The 24927-nt window shown below is 49.4% G+C and carries 22 protein-coding genes; 9 read left to right on the top strand and 13 right to left on the bottom strand.

Annotation, left to right across the window (positions count from 1 at the left end; all coding sequences use genetic code 11):
• Nucleotides 1–2: 2 nt before the first annotated feature.
• From ACLB09_RS17895 to ACLB09_RS17870, 6 genes are all read right to left on the bottom strand, one after another.
• Nucleotides 3–1013 (bottom strand): GtrA family protein, encoded by a 1011-nt coding sequence (locus ACLB09_RS17895; RefSeq protein WP_410771216.1) that lies wholly within the window; start codon nt 1011–1013, stop codon nt 3–5.
• 1 nt (nt 1014) lies between these two features.
• Nucleotides 1015–1971 (bottom strand): phosphodiester glycosidase family protein, encoded by a 957-nt coding sequence (locus tag ACLB09_RS17890; RefSeq protein WP_410771215.1) that lies wholly within the window; start codon nt 1969–1971, stop codon nt 1015–1017.
• Nucleotides 1972–2104: 133 nt separating this feature from the next.
• Nucleotides 2105–3226 carry a GerAB/ArcD/ProY family transporter gene (locus tag ACLB09_RS17885; RefSeq protein ID WP_410771214.1) on the bottom strand — a complete coding sequence of 374 codons (1122 nt, stop codon included), beginning with the start codon at nt 3224–3226 and terminating at the stop codon, nt 2105–2107.
• Nucleotides 3227–3244: 18 nt separating this feature from the next.
• A complete protein-coding gene (locus ACLB09_RS17880; RefSeq protein WP_410771213.1) occupies nt 3245–3484 on the bottom strand; it encodes a hypothetical protein in 240 nt (79 codons plus the stop codon).
• Between the two features lie 4 nt (nt 3485–3488).
• Nucleotides 3489–4700, bottom strand: coding sequence for a Ger(x)C family spore germination protein (locus ACLB09_RS17875; protein ID WP_410771407.1), 1212 nt, complete (start codon nt 4698–4700; stop codon nt 3489–3491).
• A gap of 20 nt (nt 4701–4720) precedes the next feature.
• Nucleotides 4721–6334, bottom strand: coding sequence for a spore germination protein (locus tag ACLB09_RS17870; RefSeq protein WP_410771212.1), 1614 nt, complete (start codon nt 6332–6334; stop codon nt 4721–4723).
• A gap of 151 nt (nt 6335–6485) precedes the next feature.
• Between ACLB09_RS17870 and ACLB09_RS17865 the strand changes: the two genes are divergently transcribed.
• From ACLB09_RS17865 to ACLB09_RS17850, 4 genes are all read left to right on the top strand, one after another.
• Entirely contained in the window at nt 6486–7868 is a 1383-nt protein-coding gene (locus ACLB09_RS17865) for an aldehyde dehydrogenase (protein ID WP_410771406.1), read from the top strand.
• A 102-nt stretch (nt 7869–7970) separates the two neighbouring features.
• Nucleotides 7971–8867: an aldo/keto reductase gene (locus tag ACLB09_RS17860; RefSeq protein ID WP_410771211.1), complete on the top strand. Its 897-nt coding sequence runs from the start codon at nt 7971–7973 to the stop codon at nt 8865–8867.
• A gap of 275 nt (nt 8868–9142) precedes the next feature.
• A complete protein-coding gene (locus tag ACLB09_RS17855) occupies nt 9143–10561 on the top strand; it encodes a helix-turn-helix domain-containing protein (protein ID WP_410771210.1) in 1419 nt (472 codons plus the stop codon).
• A 242-nt stretch (nt 10562–10803) separates the two neighbouring features.
• Entirely contained in the window at nt 10804–10965 is a 162-nt protein-coding gene (locus tag ACLB09_RS17850; protein WP_410771209.1) for an aspartyl-phosphate phosphatase Spo0E family protein, read from the top strand.
• Between the two features lie 84 nt (nt 10966–11049).
• On the opposite strand, the gene ACLB09_RS17845 is transcribed toward ACLB09_RS17850, so the two are convergent.
• A complete protein-coding gene (locus ACLB09_RS17845; protein ID WP_410771208.1) occupies nt 11050–12630 on the bottom strand; it encodes an oleate hydratase in 1581 nt (526 codons plus the stop codon).
• A 229-nt stretch (nt 12631–12859) separates the two neighbouring features.
• The gene (gene dhaS / locus ACLB09_RS17840; RefSeq protein WP_410771405.1) at nt 12860–13438 is read right to left on the bottom strand and encodes a dihydroxyacetone kinase transcriptional activator DhaS; all 579 of its coding nucleotides are present in this window, start codon (nt 13436–13438) and stop codon (nt 12860–12862) included.
• Between the two features lie 105 nt (nt 13439–13543).
• Between dhaS and ACLB09_RS17835 the strand changes: the two genes are divergently transcribed.
• The 5 genes from ACLB09_RS17835 (at nt 13544) to ACLB09_RS17815 (ending at nt 17657) form a co-directional block, all read left to right on the top strand.
• On the top strand, nt 13544–14248 hold the full coding sequence (locus ACLB09_RS17835; RefSeq protein ID WP_410771207.1) for a response regulator transcription factor: 705 nt from the start codon (nt 13544–13546) through the stop codon (nt 14246–14248).
• Nucleotides 14245–15183, top strand: a complete 939-nt coding sequence (locus tag ACLB09_RS17830; RefSeq protein ID WP_410771206.1) for a sensor histidine kinase — start codon at nt 14245–14247, stop codon at nt 15181–15183. The genes ACLB09_RS17835 and ACLB09_RS17830 overlap by 4 nt, the downstream gene beginning before the upstream one ends.
• A gap of 178 nt (nt 15184–15361) precedes the next feature.
• Complete coding sequence (locus ACLB09_RS17825; protein ID WP_410771205.1) at nt 15362–16285, top strand: ABC transporter ATP-binding protein; 924 nt, start codon at nt 15362–15364, stop codon at nt 16283–16285.
• Complete coding sequence (locus ACLB09_RS17820; protein ID WP_410771204.1) at nt 16278–16964, top strand: ABC transporter permease; 687 nt, start codon at nt 16278–16280, stop codon at nt 16962–16964. Before ACLB09_RS17825 ends, ACLB09_RS17820 begins: the two co-directional genes overlap by 8 nt.
• A gap of 18 nt (nt 16965–16982) precedes the next feature.
• The gene (locus tag ACLB09_RS17815; protein ID WP_410771203.1) at nt 16983–17657 is read left to right on the top strand and encodes an ABC transporter permease; all 675 of its coding nucleotides are present in this window, start codon (nt 16983–16985) and stop codon (nt 17655–17657) included.
• A 566-nt stretch (nt 17658–18223) separates the two neighbouring features.
• Here ACLB09_RS17815 and ACLB09_RS17810 read toward each other — a convergent pair.
• The 5 genes from ACLB09_RS17810 to ACLB09_RS17790 form a co-directional block, all read right to left on the bottom strand.
• Complete coding sequence (locus ACLB09_RS17810) at nt 18224–19723, bottom strand: response regulator (RefSeq protein WP_410771202.1); 1500 nt, start codon at nt 19721–19723, stop codon at nt 18224–18226.
• Nucleotides 19724–19748: 25 nt separating this feature from the next.
• The gene (locus ACLB09_RS17805) at nt 19749–21551 is read right to left on the bottom strand and encodes a cache domain-containing sensor histidine kinase (RefSeq protein WP_410771201.1); all 1803 of its coding nucleotides are present in this window, start codon (nt 21549–21551) and stop codon (nt 19749–19751) included.
• A 33-nt stretch (nt 21552–21584) separates the two neighbouring features.
• Nucleotides 21585–22418 carry a carbohydrate ABC transporter permease gene (locus ACLB09_RS17800; RefSeq protein WP_410771200.1) on the bottom strand — a complete coding sequence of 278 codons (834 nt, stop codon included), beginning with the start codon at nt 22416–22418 and terminating at the stop codon, nt 21585–21587.
• Nucleotides 22415–23299, bottom strand: coding sequence for a carbohydrate ABC transporter permease (locus tag ACLB09_RS17795; protein WP_410771199.1), 885 nt, complete (start codon nt 23297–23299; stop codon nt 22415–22417). The genes ACLB09_RS17800 and ACLB09_RS17795 overlap by 4 nt, the downstream gene beginning before the upstream one ends.
• 92 nt (nt 23300–23391) lie before the next feature.
• Nucleotides 23392–24729, bottom strand: a complete 1338-nt coding sequence (locus ACLB09_RS17790) for an ABC transporter substrate-binding protein (RefSeq protein ID WP_410771198.1) — start codon at nt 24727–24729, stop codon at nt 23392–23394.
• Between the last annotated feature and the right edge of the window lie 198 nt (nt 24730–24927).

Raw genomic sequence — 24927 nt, 5'->3', positions numbered from 1 at the left:
CCCTAATACACATATTTGCGTTGAGCCCAGTAGCTGAACACAAAGAGCGTGGCTTCGGTCAACAGCTTGGAGAGGATCAGCGGGATTCCTGCAGCAGTATGATAGGCATACATGAATCCATAGTTCAATAGCAGGACGAGTAGAACAAGGATAAAGTATTTGGGCAGAGAACGAGAGACGGATGCGCCGGAGGGTCTGCGGAACACGACATTCCGGTTCATCGCGTAGTTGACGATGGAGCTGCACAACCGTGCCCCGGCTACAGAGAGCAGCAGATTTCCGCCAAGATACTGGAGCAGCAGTAGTAGGACAAAATCCAACAGACCCGAAATCAACGAGGAAGCGCTGAACAGCAGGATCGGAAGGTACACCCGCAAGGAATCGGCCAACGGCCGGAAGTGCGAGGACTTGTTCTCATCCAGATACACCGTATCGATGAAGACCTCCCGGACGGAAATCCCTTCCTTATGGGCGGCCAGCAGCAGGTTCATCTCATACTCGAAACTGGCGCCCGGGATTTCGCACAGCCATTGCAGCAAGCCGGAAGAATAACCGCGGAGCCCGGTTTGCGTGTCGTAAATTTTGCTGCCGGTCGTAAAAGCGTATACCGCACGTGTCACCGCATTGCCAAATCGGCTGCGAGCCGGAACTTTTCCGGTGAAGTGGCGGCTGCCCAATACGATCCCGTTTCCTTCCTCTTTCAATATTTCACTCACGCGTAAAATATCGGAAGGCAGATGCTGCCCGTCACTGTCCGCACAGATGACGGCCTCCTGCGTTTCCGCCTGCAGCAAATGCCGGAAGCCTGTCTTAAGAGCGAGGCCCTTTCCCATATTGGCTTCATGCCGCAGCACCATGCAGCCTGCAGCCTCCGCCAGATCAAAGATGGGGCGGTAAGCTTCGCCGCTCCCATCATCCACAATCAAAATTTTCGTTAAGCACTTTCTCCGCAACTGCGAAATTAGCTGAAGTAAACGCTCATCCGGCTCATAGGCGGGAATAAGGATCGTCATCTTATTCCACCTCTTTTACATAGAGGATGTCGCTGACTCCGCGCTCGCGGTTTTTGCCTTGGGGGCTGTTCACGACACGGCCCATGAAATACATCGTTGAAGAGCCGCCGCCATCCAGATTATACGCTTCGGTACAGCCGAGATCGGCAAATACCTGGGCGAATTCATCCAGGGTCATCCCCCGGCTGTATCCGGTTTTTCGACCGTCGACCACTACGAAAACATAATGATTCGGGGCAATCATGCCGATGCCCGTTCGCGGATTGGCGTCTTGAATCGAGCGGTTGCCGAAGTTGGTGTCGATTTTGACATGGTCGAAATTCCCCTGAACTTCGCCGTCCTTGATCAGGACAGGCCCGAATGATAACGTCTGGATGACTCCTTCATCCAGGAGGGAGGCGGAGTCGACTTCCGTTTCCTCGTAGGATTTCATCGTCCCGTCATCCAGCAGGGCAAGCGCGGTCCTTGCGGGTTCGTCACGGTACAGCGTACCGTTCCGGATAATGACGCCATCCGACCGGAAACCGTAATAATCGCCATTGATGGCGAAGATGGCATCGTTATCGGCGGCAATGTCCGAGGTGTTCTCGGTAATGTTCCGCCCGAAGCTGTTGTCGGCGAAGGCCGAAAGCAGGCTGGCGGCATTTTTCATAGTAACGTCGGCTACAAAGTAAGTAATCCGGTCCGAACCTGAGCCGGTCTGCACTTGATCGATTTGAATTTGGATATTGTCGCTGTTATAACTCCAGTCATCGGATTCGGCCCGAGCCGAGGTTCCGCCCGCGCTACCGGCGCTTCCCGCATTCGGGCCGGTCTCCGTGCTGCCTTGATCCTCAACCACGACCTCCACGTGTTGTATTAAATACCGATCGGCAAGCCCGTATATAATTGCTCCCACCCCCAGAATCGCCAGAAACAGGATGGGATATAGTCTGCGTCTTTTGGTGTACCTTCTCACGATCTCGTTCACTCCTTTAACCAATGGCTGACCGGCTTCCTTCTGTAAGGAAGCGGCTCGTTCATGCCATCATGTTACTTGGAGTATCTGAAAGTGAACTGAAGGTTGGTTGAAGGCTTGGTGAATATTTCATTCAGGAAATATTGGATTTCTTGGTTGCCCCTTTGGACCGCATTTTGCGTATTCCGTGGAGGCCGAGCAGCAGCAGAGGAAAAAGAATTCCGAAAATGATGGAAAAAGGGGTCCAGGTCCTAGCCTCAAAGTTGTGTTCGTACAGTACATCGGGATAAATAAAAACGGACAGAGTTATTAAGATCCAGCCGAAGGGAAGCACCAGCGGTTGAATGTTTTTAATATTAAAGATTTGGCAATAGCCTGTAACGACCGCGTAAAAATATAAAGAGATGCGAAAAAACAGGGATATGAACCACATCAAAGCCATAATCGCTTCGATGCGCTGTAGAAAATTGCCGATGTTGATTTTTTGGGCCAGCATATAGCTGGGATACATTGTTTTTCCGGTAATCGTAGGTCCCAGCACAAGTATGGTTAAGGCAATAATCATCAGAAGTACCAAAGTGCCTATCATGCTCCCGATAAATACGGCTTTGTGGGCCTCGGAAGGCCGGTTGACGGAGGACGGAAAGATCATCATCAGAATCATGTTCGGCAGGTATACGATACTGAGGAAGGAGACTACGGCCGGGAGGAGCGGCCCGGGCCCTTGTTCCAGAATGGGCATTGCTTTTTCCCACTTGACTTGAGAAAACAGTAATATGGACATGGAAAGAAACAAAAGGAGGAACCAGGGAAACAGCAGTTCTGCTGAGCGGGCCAGTACCTCCACGCCCAAACGCACGCCCATCAGCACGATGGCACCGAACAGGATACTAATCGCCTGAATCGGGGTTTCCGGCATCATTTGGATCGTAATGAAGGTACCAACCTCCTGCAGTACCGCTGTGGCCCCGCCCAGGAACACGATGAGAAGCAGCAGAAAACAAACGCTTTTGCCCAGCCACTTGCCGAGCAGCTTCTCGGATAGTTGGACCAGGTTCATAACGGGGTAAAGCCGGGTCAATTTCAGTTGCAACGCCAGAATAAGGTTGCCTGCGCCAATTCCGATCAGGGCGGCTATCCAGGCATCCTGTTTTGCCGTTGCGGCCAAGCTGGAAGGAACGATCAAAATAGCGCTGCCGATCGTAAACAGGGCCGTTAAAATGCTGGTCTGACGTAAAGATATTTTTACTTTCACGATTTCCGCCCCTTTCTTTTATTGAATCAATCCGATGGCCGCAAAAAAATCGCTGATTGGCTTTAGGAGGGCGGTCACCAAAATCATAGGCGTCGGAATATTGCTGATGAACGTTTGGGCCATGCTGATCCCTACGCCCAGCAGCAAAAATAGAGAAAATCCCCACAACTCCCTCTTCTCCCCCTCCCGGAGCATTCGGGGAAGCTCGAACCAGACAACCAGTGCGGCCGTCATCAGTATCAACGTCACATTGAGCATCGGATTACCTCTTTTCCCTTATTTCATTAAGAAAAGAATCGGTGGTCGTCCCCGTCCGGCGGATCTGGTAATCGACCTGGATATGGACGGGAAGGTCCGGGAAATAACGTTCGTCCCAATCCTCCTTCATCGTTTTCCAGGCTTTCGGGTTTGAGCGGCGCAGGGCTTCTCCGAAACCGAAAATATCGACTTTAAACTGGGTTTGCACTTTTCGGATCACGGCTTCCATAATTTGAATCGTCTTTTGCTCCATCTCGGCTTCGAGCTTCCGGATCGTCTCCGGCTTGGTCAAATCCAGATTGCTGCATTCTACGGAACCCACGTTTCCTTCGGCACTGAACTTGATATCTATGCGGGGCCGGGATTGAATCAGGCTTCCTTTCACTTTGGCACGAGTCCGCAGCGATTCCAGAACTACCTTCCCATGATCCCCGCAACTTATATGGTTCACGGAGCTTTTCACGTCACCCAAGATGAGCCGGTACCCGCGGCTTTCCTTTTCGTTTAACCAACCGATCAACCGGTCCGATTTGAACACGGCAAAGCCGGAATAGACCAAATGGCTCGGCGTATAAATGTTTTCCACGTTGATTCTTTTTTCGCCGATGCTCTTGTCTCCCCTAATCTCCAGCCCCGTAAGGACCGGATGCTTACCCTTACTGGTAAGGTCATTGATCAGGTCGTCCAGGGTGACCGCTTTGGTAGGCGACCAGATTCTTTCCGAGGTTTGGAGGGAGTTGAACAGTTTATTGGCAGGTATGGACTCCAAGGGTGTCATGATCTTGAGGGTTTCCTCGGCGGTGCTTTTTCTGGCAACCGCGAAGAAGAAATCGGTCCGGAATTCGTGGTCCCTGAACAGCAGATCCAGCACCTCGGCCATTCCCTGCCGGGCTAGCGACTCGCCCATGATAAACATCCGCAGATGGGAAAAATAGATTTTCCGCGGGCTGGTCTGGGACATTCTTCTTGCCGCTTCGAAGAGGGTATCGCCTTCCGCGGTGTACAAGGTGGCCGGCGCCTGGGAGCTGCCGACCTTTTTGGAAGCAACCTGTCCCGGAACGGCGACCTGGACGGACAGCCGGTATCTGTCGCCGACCTTGTCCACCCCGGCCGCAACCGCGATTGCAAGATCGTTCAATTCCCTGCGGTTCCAGCAACCGCTCAAAAGGAACGCTGCGGCAAGCGTGAGTATAAGCAACCCCGGAATCCGTTTCATAAGTTTCACTCGCTTTCCCGCTATTCCCTCGATTTTTGAGGAGGCGTGCTTTTTCTGCGCGTAACGTTGTCCTTGCTTATCAACCGTGGTCGGTTAAGCATCATCCAGTGCGGCAGGCGTAACACCGCGTCTTTTTGCCCGTCCGGGATTAATGGAGCAAAAGGTGACATGTACGGGACACCGAACGAGCGGAGGCTGCATAAATGGAGCACAAGGGCGGTGACCCCGATGAAGATGCCGAATAGGCCGAAGGAACCGGCAAGGGCCATCAAGGGAAACCGAAGCATCCGAAAGGCGATGGACATATTGAAGGCCGGCAGCACAAAGCTGGAAATGGCCGTAATGGCAACCACGATGACCATGGCCGCCGAAATGATCCCGGCCTCCACGGCAGCCTGTCCGATGACCAGTGTCCCTACGATGGAAATCGCAGAGCCGATATTTTTGGGCAGTCGCACGCCGGCTTCCCGCAGAATCTCGAAGGTAACCTCCATCAGGACGGCTTCCACGAAGGCGGGAAAAGGAATTTGTTCCCTCTGGGCGGCGAGCCCGAATAAGAGCTGGGTCGGCAGCATTTCCTGATGAAACGTAGATACGGCAATGTACAGGGAAGGTCCCAGCAAGGAAATAAATATGCTCAAGTAACGCAGCATTCGCAAAAAACTGCTGATATCCGCCCGCTGGTAATAATCTTCGGCTGCATGCATGAACGAGACAAAGAGAGCCGGGGTGACGAGAACAAACGGAGTCCCATCGACAAGGATGACGATCTTGCCTTCCAGCAGTTCCGCCGCGATTACATCCGGACGTTCCGTATTATAAATGGTCGGAAAGGGTGTCAAAGTTTTATCCTGAATAGCTTCCTCGATATACCCGCTCTCCAAAATGCCGTCCACATCGATGCGGTCAAGCCGCTCGCGCACCTCCTGGACGATTTTCTCGTTGGCGATACCGCTGATGTACATCATACCTACGTCCGTCTGGGTTACCCGCCCGATCTGCCTGGTTTCCAACCAAAGATGGGGGTCCTTGATCTTCCGGCGAATCATGGCCGTATTCGTACGTAACGACTCGGAAAAAGCTTCCCGCGGCCCCCGGACGACATTTTCCGCGGATGTCTCCGTTACCCCGCGGTCTTTCCAGCCGCGAGTACCCAGAGCGATCCCGTTTTCGATGCCATCGACCAGGAAAATGGTGTCTCCCGACAATAACGAATGGAATAACGTTTTAAACTGACTAAAATTCTGAATTTCCTTATTTTGCAGGGAAACTTCCGCTAAAATTTGGCTTCCTTCGAAGGATGGAATATCTTCTTGTCCGGCTTCCCTGGAGGAGTTCACCATGCGTGCCAACGTCTTCATGATCGAATCGGTAATTGTGTTCTGATCCGCCAGTCCATCCGTGTAAAGGACGGCGACGTTCCGGCCTTCCTCCTCATCAAGCGAAATCTCCCGGATCATAATGTCCGTGCTGCTGCCAAGGGTCTTTCTGATGTGATCCAAATTGCTCTTGAGGTCTGCGCTTAAAACATCGGAGGAACTTGCCGGTTTCCGGGCGGATGTCTTTTCCTTCTCTGTCTCTTTCTCCTTGTTGACGCTTTTGACCGAATGGCCGCTTCTTCTTCGATAGCGCATAAGTTGTTCTTCCTCTCACGGATGCTATCCCCCCATTATTTCCGAAGGAAACATAAGGTAAACTTGCGGGCTTCGGACATTGTTTTGCAGTATAATTAACGAAAGACAGTTGATTTTGAAAAGAGGGGTCCCTTTGCATGAGAAGAATGAAATGATCGATCCTCAAGTGATCCTGGACGTGGTAAAACGGCAGAAACACTTGGTCAACTCCGGGACAACGAAGCCGCTATCGTTTCGGCTCCGGCAGCTCCAAACGCTGAAGACCGCGATCGGCAAACACGAAAAGGAAATCATGGAGGCGCTGCACAAGGATTTGCGCAAATCTGAATTCGAAGCGTATTCCACGGAAATCGGATACATGTATGACAGCATTGGCTATACGATAAAAAAACTGAAGCATTGGATGAAGCCGAAGCGGGTAAGGACGCCGATCATTCATTTTGGCTCGAAAAGCGTGATTTACTCCGAGCCGTATGGATCGGCTTTGATTATCGGTCCCTTCAACTATCCGTTTATGCTGGTGATGGACCCGCTGGTGGGGGTGATCGCTGCCGGAAATTGCGCGGTCGTCAAACCTTCGGAATTCGCGCCGCATGTGTCCGCGGTGATCGCCAAGCTGATTCGCGACAATTTTGACGGTGAATATATCACGGTGGTGGAGGGTGGCAAAGAGGCCACTTCCGCGCTGATTCACGCCCCGTTTGACGTCATCTTTTTTACGGGGAGTGCGCCTGTCGGAAAAATCGTGATGAAGGCCGCGGCCGAACATCTTGTCCCGGTTATCCTGGAGCTCGGCGGCAAAAGTCCGTGCCTGGTCGACAAGGATGCAAATCTCGATCTGGCCGCGAAACGGATTGTGTGGGGAAAATTTCTCAACGCCGGGCAGACTTGCGTCGCTCCCGACTATGTGGTGGCCCATCGGGAAATTAAACCGGCGCTCGTCGCCAAAATGAAAGAGCAAATGGCTGCTTTTTATGGAGTAAATCCGCAGCAAAGTCCGGACTTGGGGCGGATCGTGAACGACCGGCACTGGGAGCGTTTGACCGGACTATTGGAGCCATCCAAAATCGTTGCCGGCGGGGAAAGCGACCGTGTTGACCTGTATTTGGCTCCTACGCTGATGGATCATGTCACGTGGGATGACAAAGTGATGGAGGATGAAATCTTCGGGCCGATTCTTCCCGTGCTAGAATACAGCGATCTTGAACAGGCGGTGTCCCAGATAAATTTACGCCCTAAGCCGCTGGCGCTATATTTGTTCACAAGCAGCAAGGAGACCGAGCGTCGGGTGTTGGAAACGGCGACTTTCGGCGGCGGCTGCGTGAATGATACGCTGTTTCATTTGGTCACGCCTCATTTGCCTTTCGGCGGAGTCGGTTCCTCCGGGATGGGCTCCTATCATGGAAAGTACAGCTTCGAGGCGTTTTCGCACAAGAAAAGCGTGCTGAAGAAGTCCACCAAAATCAATCCGGGCTTTATTTTTCCGCCTTATTCGGAGAAAAAGCTCAGCCTGATCAAAAGGTTTATGAAGTGACCGCTTTTTGCGGCTTCCCAAGAACGTGGTACAATTTGGGGAGAATTACACAAGCAATCCATGACTATGACAAAACCATCTACTAGCGGGAGGGAACAGGGAATGAAGTATCGCAGATTGGGAAAAACGGAGCTGAACGTATCCGTCGTCGGCATCGGGACATGGCAATTCGGCGGAGAGTGGGGCCTGAATTTCACGCAGGACGAAGTTGATGCGATCCTCGACAAAGGCCAGGAACTCGGCATCAACCTCATTGACACGGCGGAATGCTACGGCGATCATTTATCCGAGTCTTTCATCGGGAACTATATCGGCCGCCGAAAGCGGGAGGATTGGATCATCGCGACGAAGTTCGGCCATCATTTTCATGAGCGGTTTACGCGGACCGATATGTACGGTGCGCAGGATGTGCTCAAGCAACTGGATAATTCCTTAAAAGCGCTCCAGACCGACTATATCGACCTGTACCAGTTCCATTCCGGACCGGATGCGGCCTTCGATAACGACGAATTGTGGACAGTGCTGGACAAGCAGAAGCAAGCCGGGAAAATTCGCCATCTCGGAACCTCCATCGGAAGCAACGACAACCTGCACCAGACCGATGCCTCGTCCAAGGTGAATTCCGAGGTCATTCAGGTCGTGTATAACCGGCTGGACCGGGTACCGGAAGAACGGGTATTTCCGTCCTGCCAGCGCCAGGACCTCGGGGTTCTGGCCAGAGTACCGCTGGCAAGCGGGTACTTGAGCGGCAAATACAAGCCGGGTGCCGTGTTTGATAACACCGATGTGCGGCATCGCCACGATCCGGAGAGCACGCGGCGCAAGCTCGAAGAAGTGGAGCAGATCGCCCGTAACGAAGTGCCGGAGGGTGTAGACATGGCCCAGTGGGCGCTGGCGTGGTGTCTTCGTCACCCAGCCGTTACCTCGGTCATTCCGGGCTGTAAAAACCCGGCGCAGGTAGAGTCGAATGCAAGCGCGGCGGAATTGGTAACGGATTGATGGATATAAGAGAGGAACCGGGGGTGAGAACCTCGGTTCCTCTCTTTTTTACTATATTCGACGAAATCTTTTAAATAGAAGCTGACATTTCGCAGGTAATATCTCAAATTATATTAAGTAATGACATTCTTATTAATTTTTATTTATTTTTTTACATTTTTCTTGTTGACGACTGTAAAATATAGGATTATAATTTCATATATATACATCATATGCTAGATTTTGGATGATGATCAGGGTTTATGCCGAATTGGTTTGGGGGGGTGATTCGCCATTTGATTTCCGCAACCACGATTCGCGCAGAAATGGAAGACCACATCAGGAAAGAAGGGACAACCCTTCATCAATTTGCAGAGCTTTCGGGAGTGAACGTAGGGACCTTAAGCGGCATTATAAATGGCAACCGGTCGATTTCCGTAGGACAATTGGATCGGATCACTACGGCCATGGGGCTTCCGGAGGGCGGTTTTTACGACCTGTACGTTGATGAGTGTTTTGTTCCACCGACTCCGCACTGGCGGCGGCTCAGACCGTTCTTGCTGCGTTGTGCCGAACTTAAGCGGCATGATTGCATTGAGCAGGTGCTGAATCGTTTGCTGGAGGATTTGAAGCAGGTCGTGGGCATCTTCGAAACGGCAGAGCTAATGTTAGAGCAGGGATGGAAGGAAGCGGCCGCAGTTTTGTATGAAGTTGTGATCGAAAGCGAAAGATCCAATCATTCGGAGCGGCTGGCGATGAGTTATTATCGGCTTTTTCAGATTTATCAAGCGGATGGAAAGAAGGGGTTCAAAGCAGCTCTGCAATTCCTTCCTTACCGTTATCGTTTGCCGGAAGCGTTAACCCTTGATGGATTGTTAATGCTCACCGAAGTGTTCGCCGTTAGGTTCAATTGGAACGAAGTCGAAAATTATGCGGATGAACTAAGTCAATTTGCCTGGAAATTGTATGAAAGAAAGATATGGAAGGACCCGGATTTCAATCCTGTTCGTCCGCTCGTCTTTTACTATGGGAAGGCTTATTTGTATAAATCGGGCACTTATGAAGTCCGCGGGATGTTTGAAGAGTCCAGGAAATGGATTGCCAAGTATGCAGATTTAAGCTGGTTTGAGGCAATGGATGAGGCGGGGATTGAGGAAGTTCGACTGTTACAAATGTTCGCCGAAGCTAATTATCTGTGCGTGGATATAAAAAGTGGCAATCGTTCAAAGATACCGGAGTATGTCTCCTTTTTAGAAGCGCATCCGGATGAAGTCGTCGAGGGATTGATTACGTTAATTGAATCCGCGAATCGCCATCAATTCTATATCGACGATGTTCTTGCCAAATTCTCAAATGAAATTGAACAATACAGAATAACTGGTAGGGACAACTGGTTTACCAAAAGAGCGGTAGAGGGCGATGATACGAAAGTTCCCCCCTATTTTTTTCGATACTCCGTTTTTTTTCAGGACTATGCCCTATATAACTTCAGAAAAGGCTTGTATGAAGAGGGCTTAAAACATATTTTATACAGCATGAATGTGTCCATTAAACTAAGTAGCAAAGACATACTGGTAAACAGCATGGCGATGTTCGAAATGCACCGTCCTTATGCTTCGGATACTCAATGCAAGGAATACTATGAACTATGTAGAAAGGTGTGGAAAAATGAAAAAGAAAATGTCTTGGGTGGTTTCGGGTATGCTTATGTTTAGTTTTGCTGTAGTCAGTGCAGGTCCAACAATTACTACATTTTTTCATGGATGGGGCGGGCGGTAAGTAGCTTTTTCAGATAAGGATATCTTTTCGTTAGGATCAGCTTAAAAAGCTGATCCTGTTTCATTTCTAAATCTGGAATTTTTTATGATATGCAAAATGTCTCGATATGCGCTATTTGGCAACATTCACTAAAATATGCATAGGGTGAGACGCTATGAACAATAAGGAGTATATCAAAATGAAAATCGAAAAAGAGAGACAAAAATTAAACCAGTTGGCTGAGCGGTACGGTTTGCGTCATAAGGCTGTACTCAATCAATCCCTGCTTCTGGATACATTGATTAATAAATACAACAAGACGAAATACGATCAAATTCAACGGAAGCAGCCGATTGCATGAAGCGAACCATGGTAACTTCGGTTTGGTGTGACGGTAGGGATTAAAGAGAGCTGTGCCCTGAAAAAGGACGCAGCTCTTTTGCATTTAGCGGAACGAGGTAACAAATCCTTGCAGTAGGGTTCGCACATCGTAATGATACTGGTTGATCGGCGAGATCGGCTTATCGATCCCGAGCAGCGTATAAACAGCAATTCTGGCAGCCCGGACCGAATATTCCTCGGTAAAGACGACATCATCCGGAATCTCGCAAAACTGGCTGATGAACGCCAGGTTCGTTGAGCCCTCGGGAACGACTTTCGGGCGATCGCTAACCGCTCTAGGCATAAATTGGGCCGTGATGAACGGCATCATGCATAGAATGCAGTTAGCCGAAGCGATAATGGCATCCATATCCTTTTCAAAATGCAAATGGTGCAGCAGCTCCGTCAGAATTTCTTCCCCGGTACAATCGCTCATTTTCTTCTTCACGAAATCTCCAACCCGGTCGGGATACAGCCCGTACCCCCAGAACACCTTCACATGCTCCGGCTGATTGCGGAAATGAGGCTGATGCGCCAGTACGATGGACATGAGCCAGCTGGATTCCTTGAAAGTCACCAAAGCACCGGTGCCTGCCTTGTTGCGGGAGAACGCCTCCATGAGGTCGAAGAACCGCGAATCCTGACAGGTCACCGTGAACGATTCCCATTTGGAGCCGTCGATGTGATCGTCGAAGGAAGACGGGTTGCCAAGGCCCGGTTTCTTGGCCGCGATCGTATCCCACAGCTTCCAGGAGCTGCCCTTGCCGTTCAACACCGGTGCCATGGTCATCGAACCGAGGCTGGAGCTTTCCGTCATTGAGCCGTTCGTAATGATCACCAGATCATTTTCGCTGAGATCCAGCGCTTTTTCCGCTCCGTCTTTCAAGTAATGCATGCGGGTTACGGTAATGCCGTCGCCGTCTTTGAAATCGAGGTCGGTTACCGTACATTTCATCTCAAAATCTACACCGTGCTCTTCCAAATATTTATGCAGCGGAAGGATGATGGAATCATACTGATTATATGGGGTGCGCGTGACGCCTTCGAGCGTGTGAATCCGCGGGAATTCATGCATAAAGCGGATCATGTATCTTTTCAGCTCCACGGCGCTGTGCCATGGCTGGAAGGCGAACGTAGTCGCCCACATGAACCAGAAGTTACTTTCGAAAAAGTGGGGGCCAAACCAGTCGTTGATGCGGGCCTTGCCCATTTTTTCTTCCGGCGTGATAATCAGCTTCGCCATGGCAATCCGGTCCGCCATATCAAAGCCCATCGACGTCACATCCTCGACCTGCCCCTCCTTGTTCACAAGCCGGGCATTCGAATGGGTGGGATGCGCCGTGTCAAAGGCGATAATTTCATCGCGTACGGATACCCGCGGATCGTCCAGCGAGGGAATGCTTTTAAGCAAATCCCATGTATTCTCGTAGGTTTCGTCATTCAGCATCCGGCCGCCGCGGATGACATAGCCCTGCACTTCGTTTCCGGCTCCGTCGTTGCTGCCGCCCAGTATTTTCATTTCCTCGATGATATGAATTTGTTGCCCGGGAAAATCGCAGTCTCTCACCAGAAAAGCCGCTCCCGCAAGCGAAGCAATGCCTCCGCCGACAAAGTACACCTGTCTGCCTTCTACATTCACTGTCATAACCCGTCGCCTCCAAAACAAATGTATTGTTCGATAGGAACACCCCTAATGTAGTCCTTTTTTTCGAAGCGGAACATCGTCAATGAAGGGCGAATGTACAGTTTTTGGACACCGGGTGATCATTGTATAGCAAATCGACCCGTTGCGGGAGGATTCGACAATTTGAACATAACAAAAAAAGACCTTTGCAAGAAACACGTTCCCCCGCTGAAGGTCTTGTAATGTAATGTCAGTTCTTTTTTTGCTCATACCGCTGCAGGGCCCGCTCGAAGTTCCCCTCCACCAGCTCGCTTAAGCGCTCGATGATCGCCTGAGGTTCTTCCTTCATACCATCCCGCATCCACTGGATTACGAGCCCGGTAAAGGCCAGCGTATAGAATTTGGCGATAAACAACTTATCTTTTTCTCCGACGTGCTTGTCGCAGGAGACTTCGTTAACGACGCCCATGATCAATTGATTCGTTACCGCATACAGGTAGGTATCCAGATGATTTCTGGCCAGGGAGTGCAGCGTGTTCAGGCAAAAGGCTTTATTGTTTTCGATATACGTAAAAATTTTGTGAAAGCCATGGGTCCAAGTTGTATAACTTCGGTATTGCGCAATCGTATCGACCGCTTCCGTCTGATAAATCCAGCCGAGCAGCTCATAGATATCCTGAAAATGATAATAGAAGGTTTGCCGGTTCAGCCCGCAATCCTCGACCAAATGCTTGACGGTGATTTTGTTCAGCGGAGTTTCCTCCATCATCTGTTTCAGGGAGGCGGCTAACGCTTTTTTGGTTAGGATGGAATTGGACAAATCAATCACCTGCACCCGTAAATAATACTAAATCGGCTTGCAATTCTATTATACGCGGGTCCCGCAGCATTCTCAAAAATAGTATAATGGGAAAAGTTGAGAGGTGATGTGAATATGCCGCATAAAATTTTGCTTGTTGAAGATGATGCCTCCATCGTGGAGATGCTGGCCGGATATCTGAAGAAGGAAGGATACGCGGTGGTTTCCGCCGATAACGGCGAAGACGGAGTTGCTCGGTTCCGGAGCGAACCGTTTGATCTTCTTGTCGTCGATATTATGATGCCCAAGCTGGACGGGATCGAAGTAATCAAGATCGTGAGGGAGACCAGTTCGGTTCCGATATTGATCATGTCCGCCAAGGATAATGATATCGACAAAGCGATCGGCCTCGGGTTCGGGGCGGATGATTATATCGCCAAGCCGTTTTCCCTGATCGAGATTACGGCCCGGGTCAAAGCGGCGATCCGCAGAGCGACGCTATATGCCCAGCGCGAGCCGGAGGAGAAGCAGGATGCACTTGTGAACCTGGACGGACTGATCGTGGATCTGGACAATTACGTCGTCCGCAGAGATGGCGAGGATATCAAGCTGACGGCCAAGGAGGCCGAAATCCTCAAGCTGTTTCTTAAAAACCCGAACCGCGTATTTACCAAAGCGCAAATTTACGGGTTTATTTGGAATGACGATTATCTGGGTGACGAGAACGTTATTAATGTACATATCCGCCGATTGCGGGAGAAAATCGAAGAAGATCCTTCCGACCCGAAATACTTGAAAACCTTGTGGGGCATCGGATACAAGTGGGATGGCCGCGAATGACGGAGCTGGTTCTGATCGGCATTATTTTAATTTTGTCGGGACTGCTCTACAGGCAGCATTATGCCAACAGGAAAAGAAGCCATCAACTTCGGCGCATGCACGAAAAGCTGAACGTGATTCTGGCCGAGGATTCCAGCGAGAAACTGCTGCTGTTTACGGAAGATCCCGAGCTCAGGTCAATCCTGACCGATATCAACCGGGTGCTGGAGTACAATCAGCGGATTCTTGCGGAGCGGAGTGGAACCGAGCAATCGATACGCCGGATGCTGTCCAACATTTCGCATGATTTGAAGACACCGTTGACCGTCGTTCTGGGATATATCGAAACGATTCATCTTGATCCGGACATGAATGCGGAAGAACGGGCGGATTTGCTGGTAAAGGTGCACCGCAAAGCCAATGAAGTGATGGAGATGATCCGGCAATTTTTCGATTTGGCGAAGCTGGAATCCGGGGATCAGCCGCTGCCGTTGGCGCGGGTCCATTTAAATGAAGTTTGCCGCAGAAACATGCTATCCTTTTATGATGTGCTTACGGGAAAAGACATCGAAGTGGAAATCAAGATTCCGGACGAGCCCATATATGCTTACGCTAACGAAAATGCCCTGGACCGGATCCTGAATAATCTGATCTCCAACGCGATTCGCTACGGCAGCGAAGGGAACGTCGTCGGTTTGACCTTAAGGCAAGAGTCCGACCAAGTGTGCGTGGACGTGTGGGACCGGGGGAAGGGCATCGGGGAAATTCACCAGAATAAGGTGTTTGAGCGGATGTATACGCTGGAGGACTCCCGGAACAAATCGTACCAGGGCAGCGGTCTGGGTTTGACGATTACCCGGAGGCTTGCGCAAAACATGGGCGGAGATATCACGCTTTATAGCAGACCGTACGAGAAAACCATTTTCACCGTGCAACTGAAGTCGTTCCGGTATTAATCCGTCAGGAATTACGAAACAAAAGCTTATAGAAAGCAGAAAGGTCTGCTCGCTATAGGCTTTTTTCCGGATCACGCCGAACTTAAGAATTAAGTAAGAATTGATTAATAAATACGACCATATCGGCTTTTACAATAAAGCTATAAGAATAAGCAAGAAGCAAAGGAGTGGTCAGGGAATGAGCCATATCGTCAGAACGACCCGATTAACCAAAGTGTTTCAGGGAAAAGAAGTGGTATCCGATGTCAGTATGAGCATTAAACAGGGAGAGATTTACGGTTTCCTGGGGCCGAACGGAGCAGGTAAAACGACGATCATGAAAATGCTCACGAATCTGGTGAAACCGACCGGCGGCGAAATCGAGATTTTTGGGGAAAAGCTGACTCCAAAGTTGTACGCATTGCTTGGGCGGATGGGGACGATCATCGAATATCCGGTTTTTTACGACAAGCTTAAGGCGAGAGAGAATTTGGAGCTACATTGCGAGTATATGGGTTACTATAACAAGAAATCGATTGATGACGCGCTTGAACTGGTAAATTTGAAAAATATCGATCATAAACCGGTCAAGGATTTCTCGCTGGGGATGAAGCAGAGACTGGGAATCGCCAGAGCGATTATTACCAAGCCCGAACTGCTGATCCTGGATGAGCCCATTAACGGGCTGGATCCGGTAGGGATCAAGGAAATCCGCGACCTGTTCAAAATGCTGTCCAAAGAATACGGGATGACGCTGCTCATATCCAGTCATATTTTAGGGGAAATGGAGCTCATGGCGGACACGATCGGCGTAATCAATCACGGACGGTTGATCGAAGAAGTTCCGATGGAACGGGTTCGGGAGCGGAACACCGAATATATCGAGATTACGGTGAGCGACAGCAAGAAGGCCGCATTTATTCTGTCGAATGATTTGAGCTTAACGAATTTCAAAGTAATCGACGACCATAATCTTCGCGTTTACGATATCCGGGCGGCGCAGAACGAAATCAGCAAAGTGCTGATCATGAACGATGTGATGATTGAGTCGATTCACAAAAAGAACAGTTCGCTGGAAGATTACTTTATCTCGTTATTGAACGGGGGTGGCTTGAGTGCTTAATTTAATGAAGCTGGAATTGAAAAAATATAAAATCCGGGGCAGCATTAAGGGCGGATTTATCGCTACGTTCATCATTATGGCTTTCATCATCCTGTTGAACTACGACAAACCGGATACCCCCTTCGCCAGTTATGAAGAAGTATTTGGATTCAGCGATACCTTCGTGTCCTTAACGTTCATTATTTTCGCTTCGGTGCTTCTATGTAAATATATTATCGATGAATATAAAAGCGGCTCCATCACCGTGCTGTTCATGTATCCGCTCCAGCGGAAGAAGCTCTTGGCCGCCAAAATAATCATCGTGGTCCTGTTTACTTTTATTTTCGGGGTTATCGCCCGAGTCCTGATTTTTACCGGGTTTTATTTATATAATCAATATGCTCATTTTATTCCGGGTGACCCGGCGGCTTCCTTGCTTATGGAACAAGGTGTTAAAACCCTTGTAAACTCCGCCGTGGCCAGCTGTATCAGTCTCGTACCGCTCTATTTCGGGATGCGCAAGCATTCGGTTCCCACTACGATCGTGACCGCGATTATCATTGGAGCGATCCTGAATTCTAACAATGGATCCGATTTTACATTGAGTTCGATTTTTATTATCCCTGCAACCATTGGCGTCATCGGTCTTCTGATCGCGTATTTATCTATCCGGAATGTCGAGGTTAAGGATGTTATGTAATGGAGGTGGGAGCCTGAAATGATAAATTTAATGAAACTGGAATTGAAGAAATATAAACTCAAGGGTACCATTCTGGGCGGATTCATCGCCATTCTGGTGTTCATGGGTTCCCTTATCGGGGTGAATTACGACGAGCCTTTGAAAAGCTACAAAGAGGCGTACGTGTTAACGAACTCCGCTTCGTTCATATTCATCATTTTTGCTTCAGTACTGTTATCAAAGTTCATTATCGATGAATACAAAAGCAAAACCGTGACCGTGTTGTTCATGTACCCTTTAAGCCGGAAAAAATTCCTGCAGGCAAAAATGCTGATCGTCCTCCTGTATACTTTTGTTTTCGGGATCCTTTCCCGGGTACTGATCTTCACGGGATTTCATATTTTCAATCGGATCGCCCTTATAGTAAACGAGGATCTGACGAGCAAGATGCTGGTGGACTACGGAGTCGGATTCTTGGTGAGCACGGTTATGACCAGTTGCATCAGTCTTGTTCCGCTTTACTTCGGAATGCGAAAGTACTCGGTGTCCGCAACTATTGTGTCCGGAATTTTCCTTATGGCGGTTTTGAATATCGGCAGCGGTACGGAGTTCACCTTGAATTCCATTATATATGTCCCGGCTACGGTTGCAGTGGCCGGCGTCCTGGTTGGCTATTTAGCGATCCGGAATGTGGAGAGAAAAGATATCGTGTGAAAAATAGGGCAGATAGATATATGAAAGTCTAATTACGATATTCGATATGTCCATGTATGGTGGAGTTTTTGCGAGATTGTCTTTCAAATAGTGGACACTCGCAAAGGTACGATACCGGATTGTCCACGGAAAAAATCCTTTATTTAGGGCCCTAGGATAGTCTCTTTCCACAATATATGGACATTCGCATAGTGCATCCGAAAACCACTTGGTGTCCACTTTTAGGTGGACACTTTTCTGTTTTGTCCGTATCTGGAGAACAAGAGCGGGCATCTCTCTCAACTTAATCTCCCCCAGAACTCCAGTGCCTTTTCGTTTTCTAAATATGTACTTTCCGGATAGACAAAAAAGCCTTAATGTCCACCTAAAAGTGGACACCAAGGCTTTTTCCTTATTGAAGTATTTCGATCGATATATAGACGGTGTTGAAGCTTTGGATTCAATATGTTGATTTTCGATGTTAAAGGCAAGTAATTTCCTTTTCGGAAAAGTGTCCGCCTAATAGAAGACACTTTATTAGGATTTGTCCGTCATACACGAACACTAGCGATGAACGGTTCAAAAGGCTAGGAGGAATGGCTGATCTTCTTGTATTCGTTGGGAGTAACGCCGACGATCCGCTTGAACAATTTGTTGAAGTAGGCGGGATCGGGGTAACCGACCTCGGTGCCGACTTCATGGATTTTCAGCTCGCTGGAATGGAGCAGCAGTTGCTTGGCTTTGCGAATCCGCACTTCGATCAGGTAATCGGTGATCGTCAGGCCGGTTTCATGCTTGAACAGCTTGCTGAGATAACTGGGCGTCAAGTATACCATGCTGGCCAGGTTACCGAGCTCCGCCGGCTCGTCGTAATGCTCTGCGATCCATTTTTTGACGATTTCTACGGACTTGCCACCCTGAGTAAGCCGTCCCTCCCGGATTTGTTGCAGGCCTTTGGAGAACTCGCCTGTAAAGCTGTCTTTCATCTCATCAAACCTTAGACAAGACTGGAGTTGTTCTTCCAACCAGGCAGGGATGACGGGCCCAAAGATTTTCCCCCATTCATGTAATTCAGCACCGGCGGCTTCAAAGGCCAGTTCGCAAAACCGGAGTATCGCCTCGCGCGAGGCTTTTGCCAATTCGAGCTCATGAAGCTGGGACTCCAGATTTTTAAGCGCTTGGGGAATATTCAATACCTGCATGGACTGAATGAGTGCATCCCGGTTTCGGGCAAACAGCTCGTTCACTTCAGGCTCTTTCCCAAATTCCTGGATATAAGAGCAATAGCTCCAAGGCTCCTTGCAGTACATACCGCGGTCACAGGCCCGTCTCGCTTCAGAATAAGCCTTGCTGAGATCCGCAGGATCAGTGTATTCGGGGCTGGATCCGGCCTGTACGATGCCGGGATGGGGGAACTGCCGCAGCGATTCCGCCAGACGGGCTATTTCCTCCGGTCCAGGCGGGTTTTCGTAATAGTTAATCAGGATAATTTCCCTTTCCCTTGTATCTATAACGTCAAACCGGTTTTGAGGCAGACGCCTTAGCAGGGTGATGCTGGAATGAAGGGCCTCCAAATCACTGCCTTTAATAATCGTTACCGAAAAATGGGGTAAGGGCAAGATCAGTTCAGGCATTTGCTGGCAAAGGGAAGGTAGGCTTCTTAGGTAAGTGAGGAGAAGTTTTGAGCGCAATTGTTGCTCTTTACCCAAAGCCAGCTCCTTTTCATCGTCCAATTGATATAGCAGCCCGAACAGCTGTTTTTTGTTGATCGGCTTCAGTAAATAATCTACCGCAGAGTACCTAAGCGCTTGCCGGGCATATTCGAAATCGGTGAATCCGCTCATGATAATGCAGCGGGTATCCGGCCGGATTTGTTTCAGTTCCCGGGCCAACTCCAGGCCGTCAACCAAGGGCATCCGGATATCGGTAATGACAACGTCAAACTCGGAATCCGCCGTAAAATCCAGCACCTCTTGCCCGTTAGAGAAAGAGCCGGCAATGTGAAACCGGTCGCTCTCTTTGCCAATCATCTTCGCCAATCCTTCGCGAATGGAGGTTTCATCATCGACAATAACGATCCTGAGCATAGCGTACTCCTCCTTACTGATATCTTTACGGTTCCCCGGCTTTCATGAGGCCCGAGATACGCAGGATGACCGTGGTTCCTTCTCCAAGCGCACTGTTCACCGCAAGACTTGAAGTATCCCCGTAATGCAACCTGACGCGTTCATTCACATTGCGCAGGCCGATGCCGAATTTATCGGTCTTCCCGTCGGTCAGGCTTTGGTTAAGCGCATCCAGCCTTTCTTCGCTCATGCCGACCCCGTTGTCATGGATGGAGAACATCACGTCGTCCCGTTCGTTCCAGGCTGTTATCGTGATGGCGCCAGGTTCGGCTTGTTTCTCCAATCCGTGGAAAATGGCGTTTTCCACGATAGGCTGAAACACCAGCTTGATAATCGGCAAGGCGTAATAGGTTTCCGGAATCATAAATTGATAGCTGATTTTATCCGGAAACCGGAGTTGCAGAAGCTGCAAATAATTTTCAACATGCTCCAGCTCCTGCCGGACGGTTACGATTTCATCGCTGCGGCGGGTAATGCTGTAGCGAAGCAGCAGGCCTAATAAATAGGTCAACTCTGCGACGCGGTCGTCGTCGTTCAGTTCGGCCAGCATGCGGATGGATTCCAGCGTATTGTATATGAAATGCGGATTGATCTGGTTTTGCAGCGCCAGGATATCCGCCTTTTGCTTGCTTTTTTCCGTTTCGTAAACTTCCTGAAGCAGTTCGCGGATTCGGCCGAGCATCCGGTTGAAGTGGCTGCCCAGCATTCCGATCTCGTCGTTATATTTGACGTTCACCCGAACATCCAGCTTGCCGCGCTGTACTTGCTTCATTAACTGGACCGTGCGTTTCAGCGGCTTGGTAAGCGCATAGGAAATAATCATGGCCACCAGCAAGGCAAAAGAAATGATCGACAGCGTCATGATCATCATAGCGTTGCGGCTCTGCTTCATCGGAGCGAGCAGTTCCTTGAGCGGGATATAGACGAGCGTCTTCCATCCCGTGCTTTCGGAAACGGAATAGACCGCCATATACGGTTCGCCGTCGATGTCGAGCCGGAAGTTGCCCCGCGGCGCAGTCGCCTGGGCGAGCAGAGGGCTTCCGCTTAAATCTTTGCCTAGCTCGGCCGGATCGCTGTTATAGACGACCTTTCCAAGGTCATCCACGATCAACGTGTCTCCATGGGTTACCGTATTCAGGGGCTGAATAATTCCCTCGAACAAACTGATGTCGACATCGATGACGATCATTCCGATATTTTTGAGCGTGCTGACAGACTGGATAGAACGCATGACGGTAAAAACTTGCCGTTGTTCGGAAACGTTGACGCGAATCGGGTGGGTGCCGGTCAGTACCGAAGCGGTGCTGGCCTGCTCGGTCCGAACCCTCCATTCCTCCAATCTTTCGTAAGGATACAGCTCATTGATCCCAGGCTTGTTATAGTAAAAAATCGAATTGTAATGATCGATCATGTAGACGGCGGAGATTTCTTCCTTCGTGTTCGCCAGATACATAAGAAACATATTGACGCTTGAGTTCTTGTCCCAATCCGTCCCCTTCTGGTCGAGATATTTTTGAACGTCCTTGTTATACAGGGGAAGGATGGTATACCGCTTCAGATCCGCAATATACCTGTCGACTTTATCCATCGCGTTGTCCGTCATCTGGCCTGCCGACGCCGTCGTGCTGGCGAGCACCGAGTTGGAATTGGTTCGGTAGGAAGAGTAACTGACATAAGTGATCGGCAGAGTAATTAAAAATACGAAAATGACTACCAGTTTTTTCTGCATCGACAGATTGGCAAAAATCATCCAGGATTTACGGAATAGATTACGGATCAGCTTAATCAAAAGAACCCCTCGTCCTTTCCTGCAGATTGCCTCCTATTTTACCGCACCGCTCGCAACTCCTTCAAAGATATATTTTTGGAGGAAGAAATACAGCACTACGGTCGGCAGCAAAATGAGGAGAATCGCCGCGCTAATCAAATTCCAGTTGGCGATGTTGATGCCCTGAAAGCGCATAAGAACAGTCGTTACGACGCCAAGGCTCTGCTTCGGCATGTAAAGATAGGGAGTGTACATGTCATTGTAAATGCTAATGGATTTCAAAATGATCAGCGTCGACGTTGCCGGCGTCAGCAGCGGGAAAATGATCGACCGGTAAATCCGGAAGAGCGATGCGCCTTCCACCATGGCATTTTCATCGAGATCCACCGGAATGTTGCGGATGAACTGCAAATAGAGAATGATCTGGATGACGTCGGCTCCGATATACAAAATGATGGGAGCGCCCATCGTATTGTACAGTCCCAGCGATTTGATGATGCCGAAGGTAGCTACCTGGGTCGTGATGCTTGGAATGACGGTGGCAAACAGATAAAGCCCGAACACCGCTTTTTTCATTCTAAAATTAAATCGGCCAAGCACATAGGCTACCATCGTGCCAAACATAATGTTAAATACGAGCGCTACGCAGATAATGATCAACGTATTGCCGAACCCGCTCAGGAGCCCGCCCCGTTCAAAGACAACTTTAAAGTTTTCGAAGTTGAAAAAGCTTTTCGGCAGGGCCATGGTGCTGGCCGTGTTGAATTCCGCGTCCGCTTTGAAAGAGTTCACGATCACCACATAAGGAGGAAACAAGACGACGAATACCCCAATCAGCAAAGTGAGGTACTTCAGCGCATCCGTAAACGTAAATTTTCTCGCGTTCATTTGTTGTTTCCTCCTCTGCTAAGCACAAATTGCTGAAGTCCTACTACGGCAATGACAAAGAACAGTAGAATGATGCTCATGGCGGATGCAAGACCGTAATTGTTGAAGGCGAATGCGGTTTCAACCACGCGCTGCACATAGGTTTGGCTCGCTCCGGCAGGTCCGCCCTTGGTCAGAACGAACGGCAGGTCGAAGACTTCGAGCGCTCCCGTTACGGTAAGGAACAGGTTTAACTGGATGACCGGTTTCATGTTGGGTAAGGTAATGCGCCAAAAGGTTTGCCAGGCATTCGCGCCGTCGATTTTGGAAGCCTCGTAAATGTCCTTCGGAATAGCCTGAAGTGATGCGATATAGATGACCATGTTATAGCCCATGAACCGCCAAAGTCCCGTCGATGCAAGGGAGTAGTTGACGAGTCCGGCGGTGCCTAGCCAACTGGTTTCGCCCAGCTTGGTCAGCCCGATACTGTTCAGGAACAAGTTCAGCGAACCCTGCGTAGTATCAAACACATAGCCGAACATGAAGGCTACCGCAACGCCATTCATAATATAGGGCAGGAACAGGAGCAGCCGGAAGCCGTTTCTTCCCCGCAGCCTGCCGTTCAGAACAACGGCGAAATAAATGGCCACGACGTTCTGGATCAGCCCCATGACAAAGTAAGCAAAGTTATGCGTAAAGACCCCGAAAATATCGGGATTCGAAAATACTTCTTTATAGTTATCCAGGCCAACCCAGGGCTTCTCCGGGCTGTAACCATCCCAATCCGTAAAGCTGAAGAAAACGAGCTTGGCGGCCGGGTAATAGGTGAAGAGCAGCAATAATGCTACCGGTATGAGCAGGAATGTAAAAATGATGATATTTTTTTGTTTATTGTAGGTCATAGTCTTGAACATTCCTTATATCCCTTCTTTCCGCGTCTGATGATTGAAAGCAAAATGGATTATCGCCACCGATAACCCATTTTGCCAGAGGATTAATAACCGAGATCTTTTTTAGCTTTGGCCCACGCCTTGTTCCACTTGTCGAGAACCGTTTGAGGGTCTTTCGCAAGTACGAATTCCTGTGCGATCGCAGGCAGGTCGATTTGTGCTTTGTTCGAGATTTCGATTACCTTCGGATCATCGGCTACGCCTTCTTGCATCTCCACGCCGGTAGCCTGGAATTCGGCCAGTTGGGACAGTTTGGATTCCCGGCCTTGAAGCGGGGAAATAAAGCCTGCGAAATCTTCATAACCGGATTCTTCGATCATCCAGGTCAGGAAAGCTTTGGTCGCTTCCAGGTTTTTGCTGTCTTTGTTCACCGCGTAGAAAAAGTCAGGGTTAAACGGCGCGCGATTCGAGCCGGAATTATCATAAGGAAGCGGGAAGAAGCCGATGTTGTCGGATTCGGCACCTACGCCGATGACTTGGTTGATTACCCAGTTGCCAAGGAAGTACATGGCCATTTTGCCGCTGGCGATATCTTTTTTGGATTGCTCCCAGTTTGTGGAGTTGATGTCTTTTTCCAGATAGCCTTTTTCGGACAAGGTTCTCAGCAGCATCATCGCTTTACCATAGCCGTTATCCATGGAGAACGGAGCTTCCATGTTGATTCTTTCGTTAGGGAAGTCTTTGTTGTTCTCGATGATGCGCGGCATATCGTATACCCAGCTTCCCAGCGGCCACTTGTCTTTAAAGTTGGAAGAGAGCGGGATGACGCCGTTTTGTTTCAACTTTTCACAAGCTGCCAGGAATTCGTCCCAGGTTTTCGGAACTTCCGTAATACCGGCATCCGCGAACGCTTTTTTGTTGTATACGATCCCCGAAGTCGAGTTGCCGGTAGTGATGCCGTAAAGTTTGCCGTCGAACGATTTGAAGTCTTTGAAGGTCAGCTCGCTGCTGAACTGCAAGTCATCGAGCGAAGCGAAATATTTCGGAAGATCGGAATTCGGAATGTCCGGAATGAACATCAGGTCCGGCAACTCGCCGCTGGCCATCCGTACTTTGATTTGCTGGTTATAGTCGGTTTGGCTGGCTTCGAACTCGATTTTAATGTCGGGATATTTCTCGTTAAAACGTTTGACGTATTCGTCGTACTCCTTGCCGATCATATCCGTGCGGTTCGTCAGGAAAGTGACCTTGCCGCTAAGCTTTTCGGCTGTTCCTTCGCCGCTGTTCCCGCCGGAATTTTCCCCTGCGGAATTGGTCGTGCCCGAGTTCCCGGCATTTCCGTCGTTTCCGGCTTTGTTATTGCCGTTATTGCCGCCGCAGCCGGCCAGAATGGCGGATAATGCGAAAACCATCAGAAATGTGAGTATCACACTCTTCTTCATGCTTCGATCGCCCCTCGTTTATGGTATTTGTTAGCGCTTACACATAAATTGTAACCTAATTGTTAGTGGACTTTAAATGTGCTGAGTTATTTTTTATTGTCCTTGATTGTCTTGTTTTAAGGGTGTATTTTCATATTATATTACAGAAAGCAATCAGGAAATGGGTAATTTGTTCTAACCTTAATCTAACAAAACGCT

This window comes from Fontibacillus forbon, assembly GCF_046559655.1.
Taxonomy (GTDB): Bacteria; Bacillota; Bacilli; order Paenibacillales; family Paenibacillaceae; genus Fontibacillus.
This window is presented reverse-complemented; position numbering and strand designations above follow the sequence as displayed.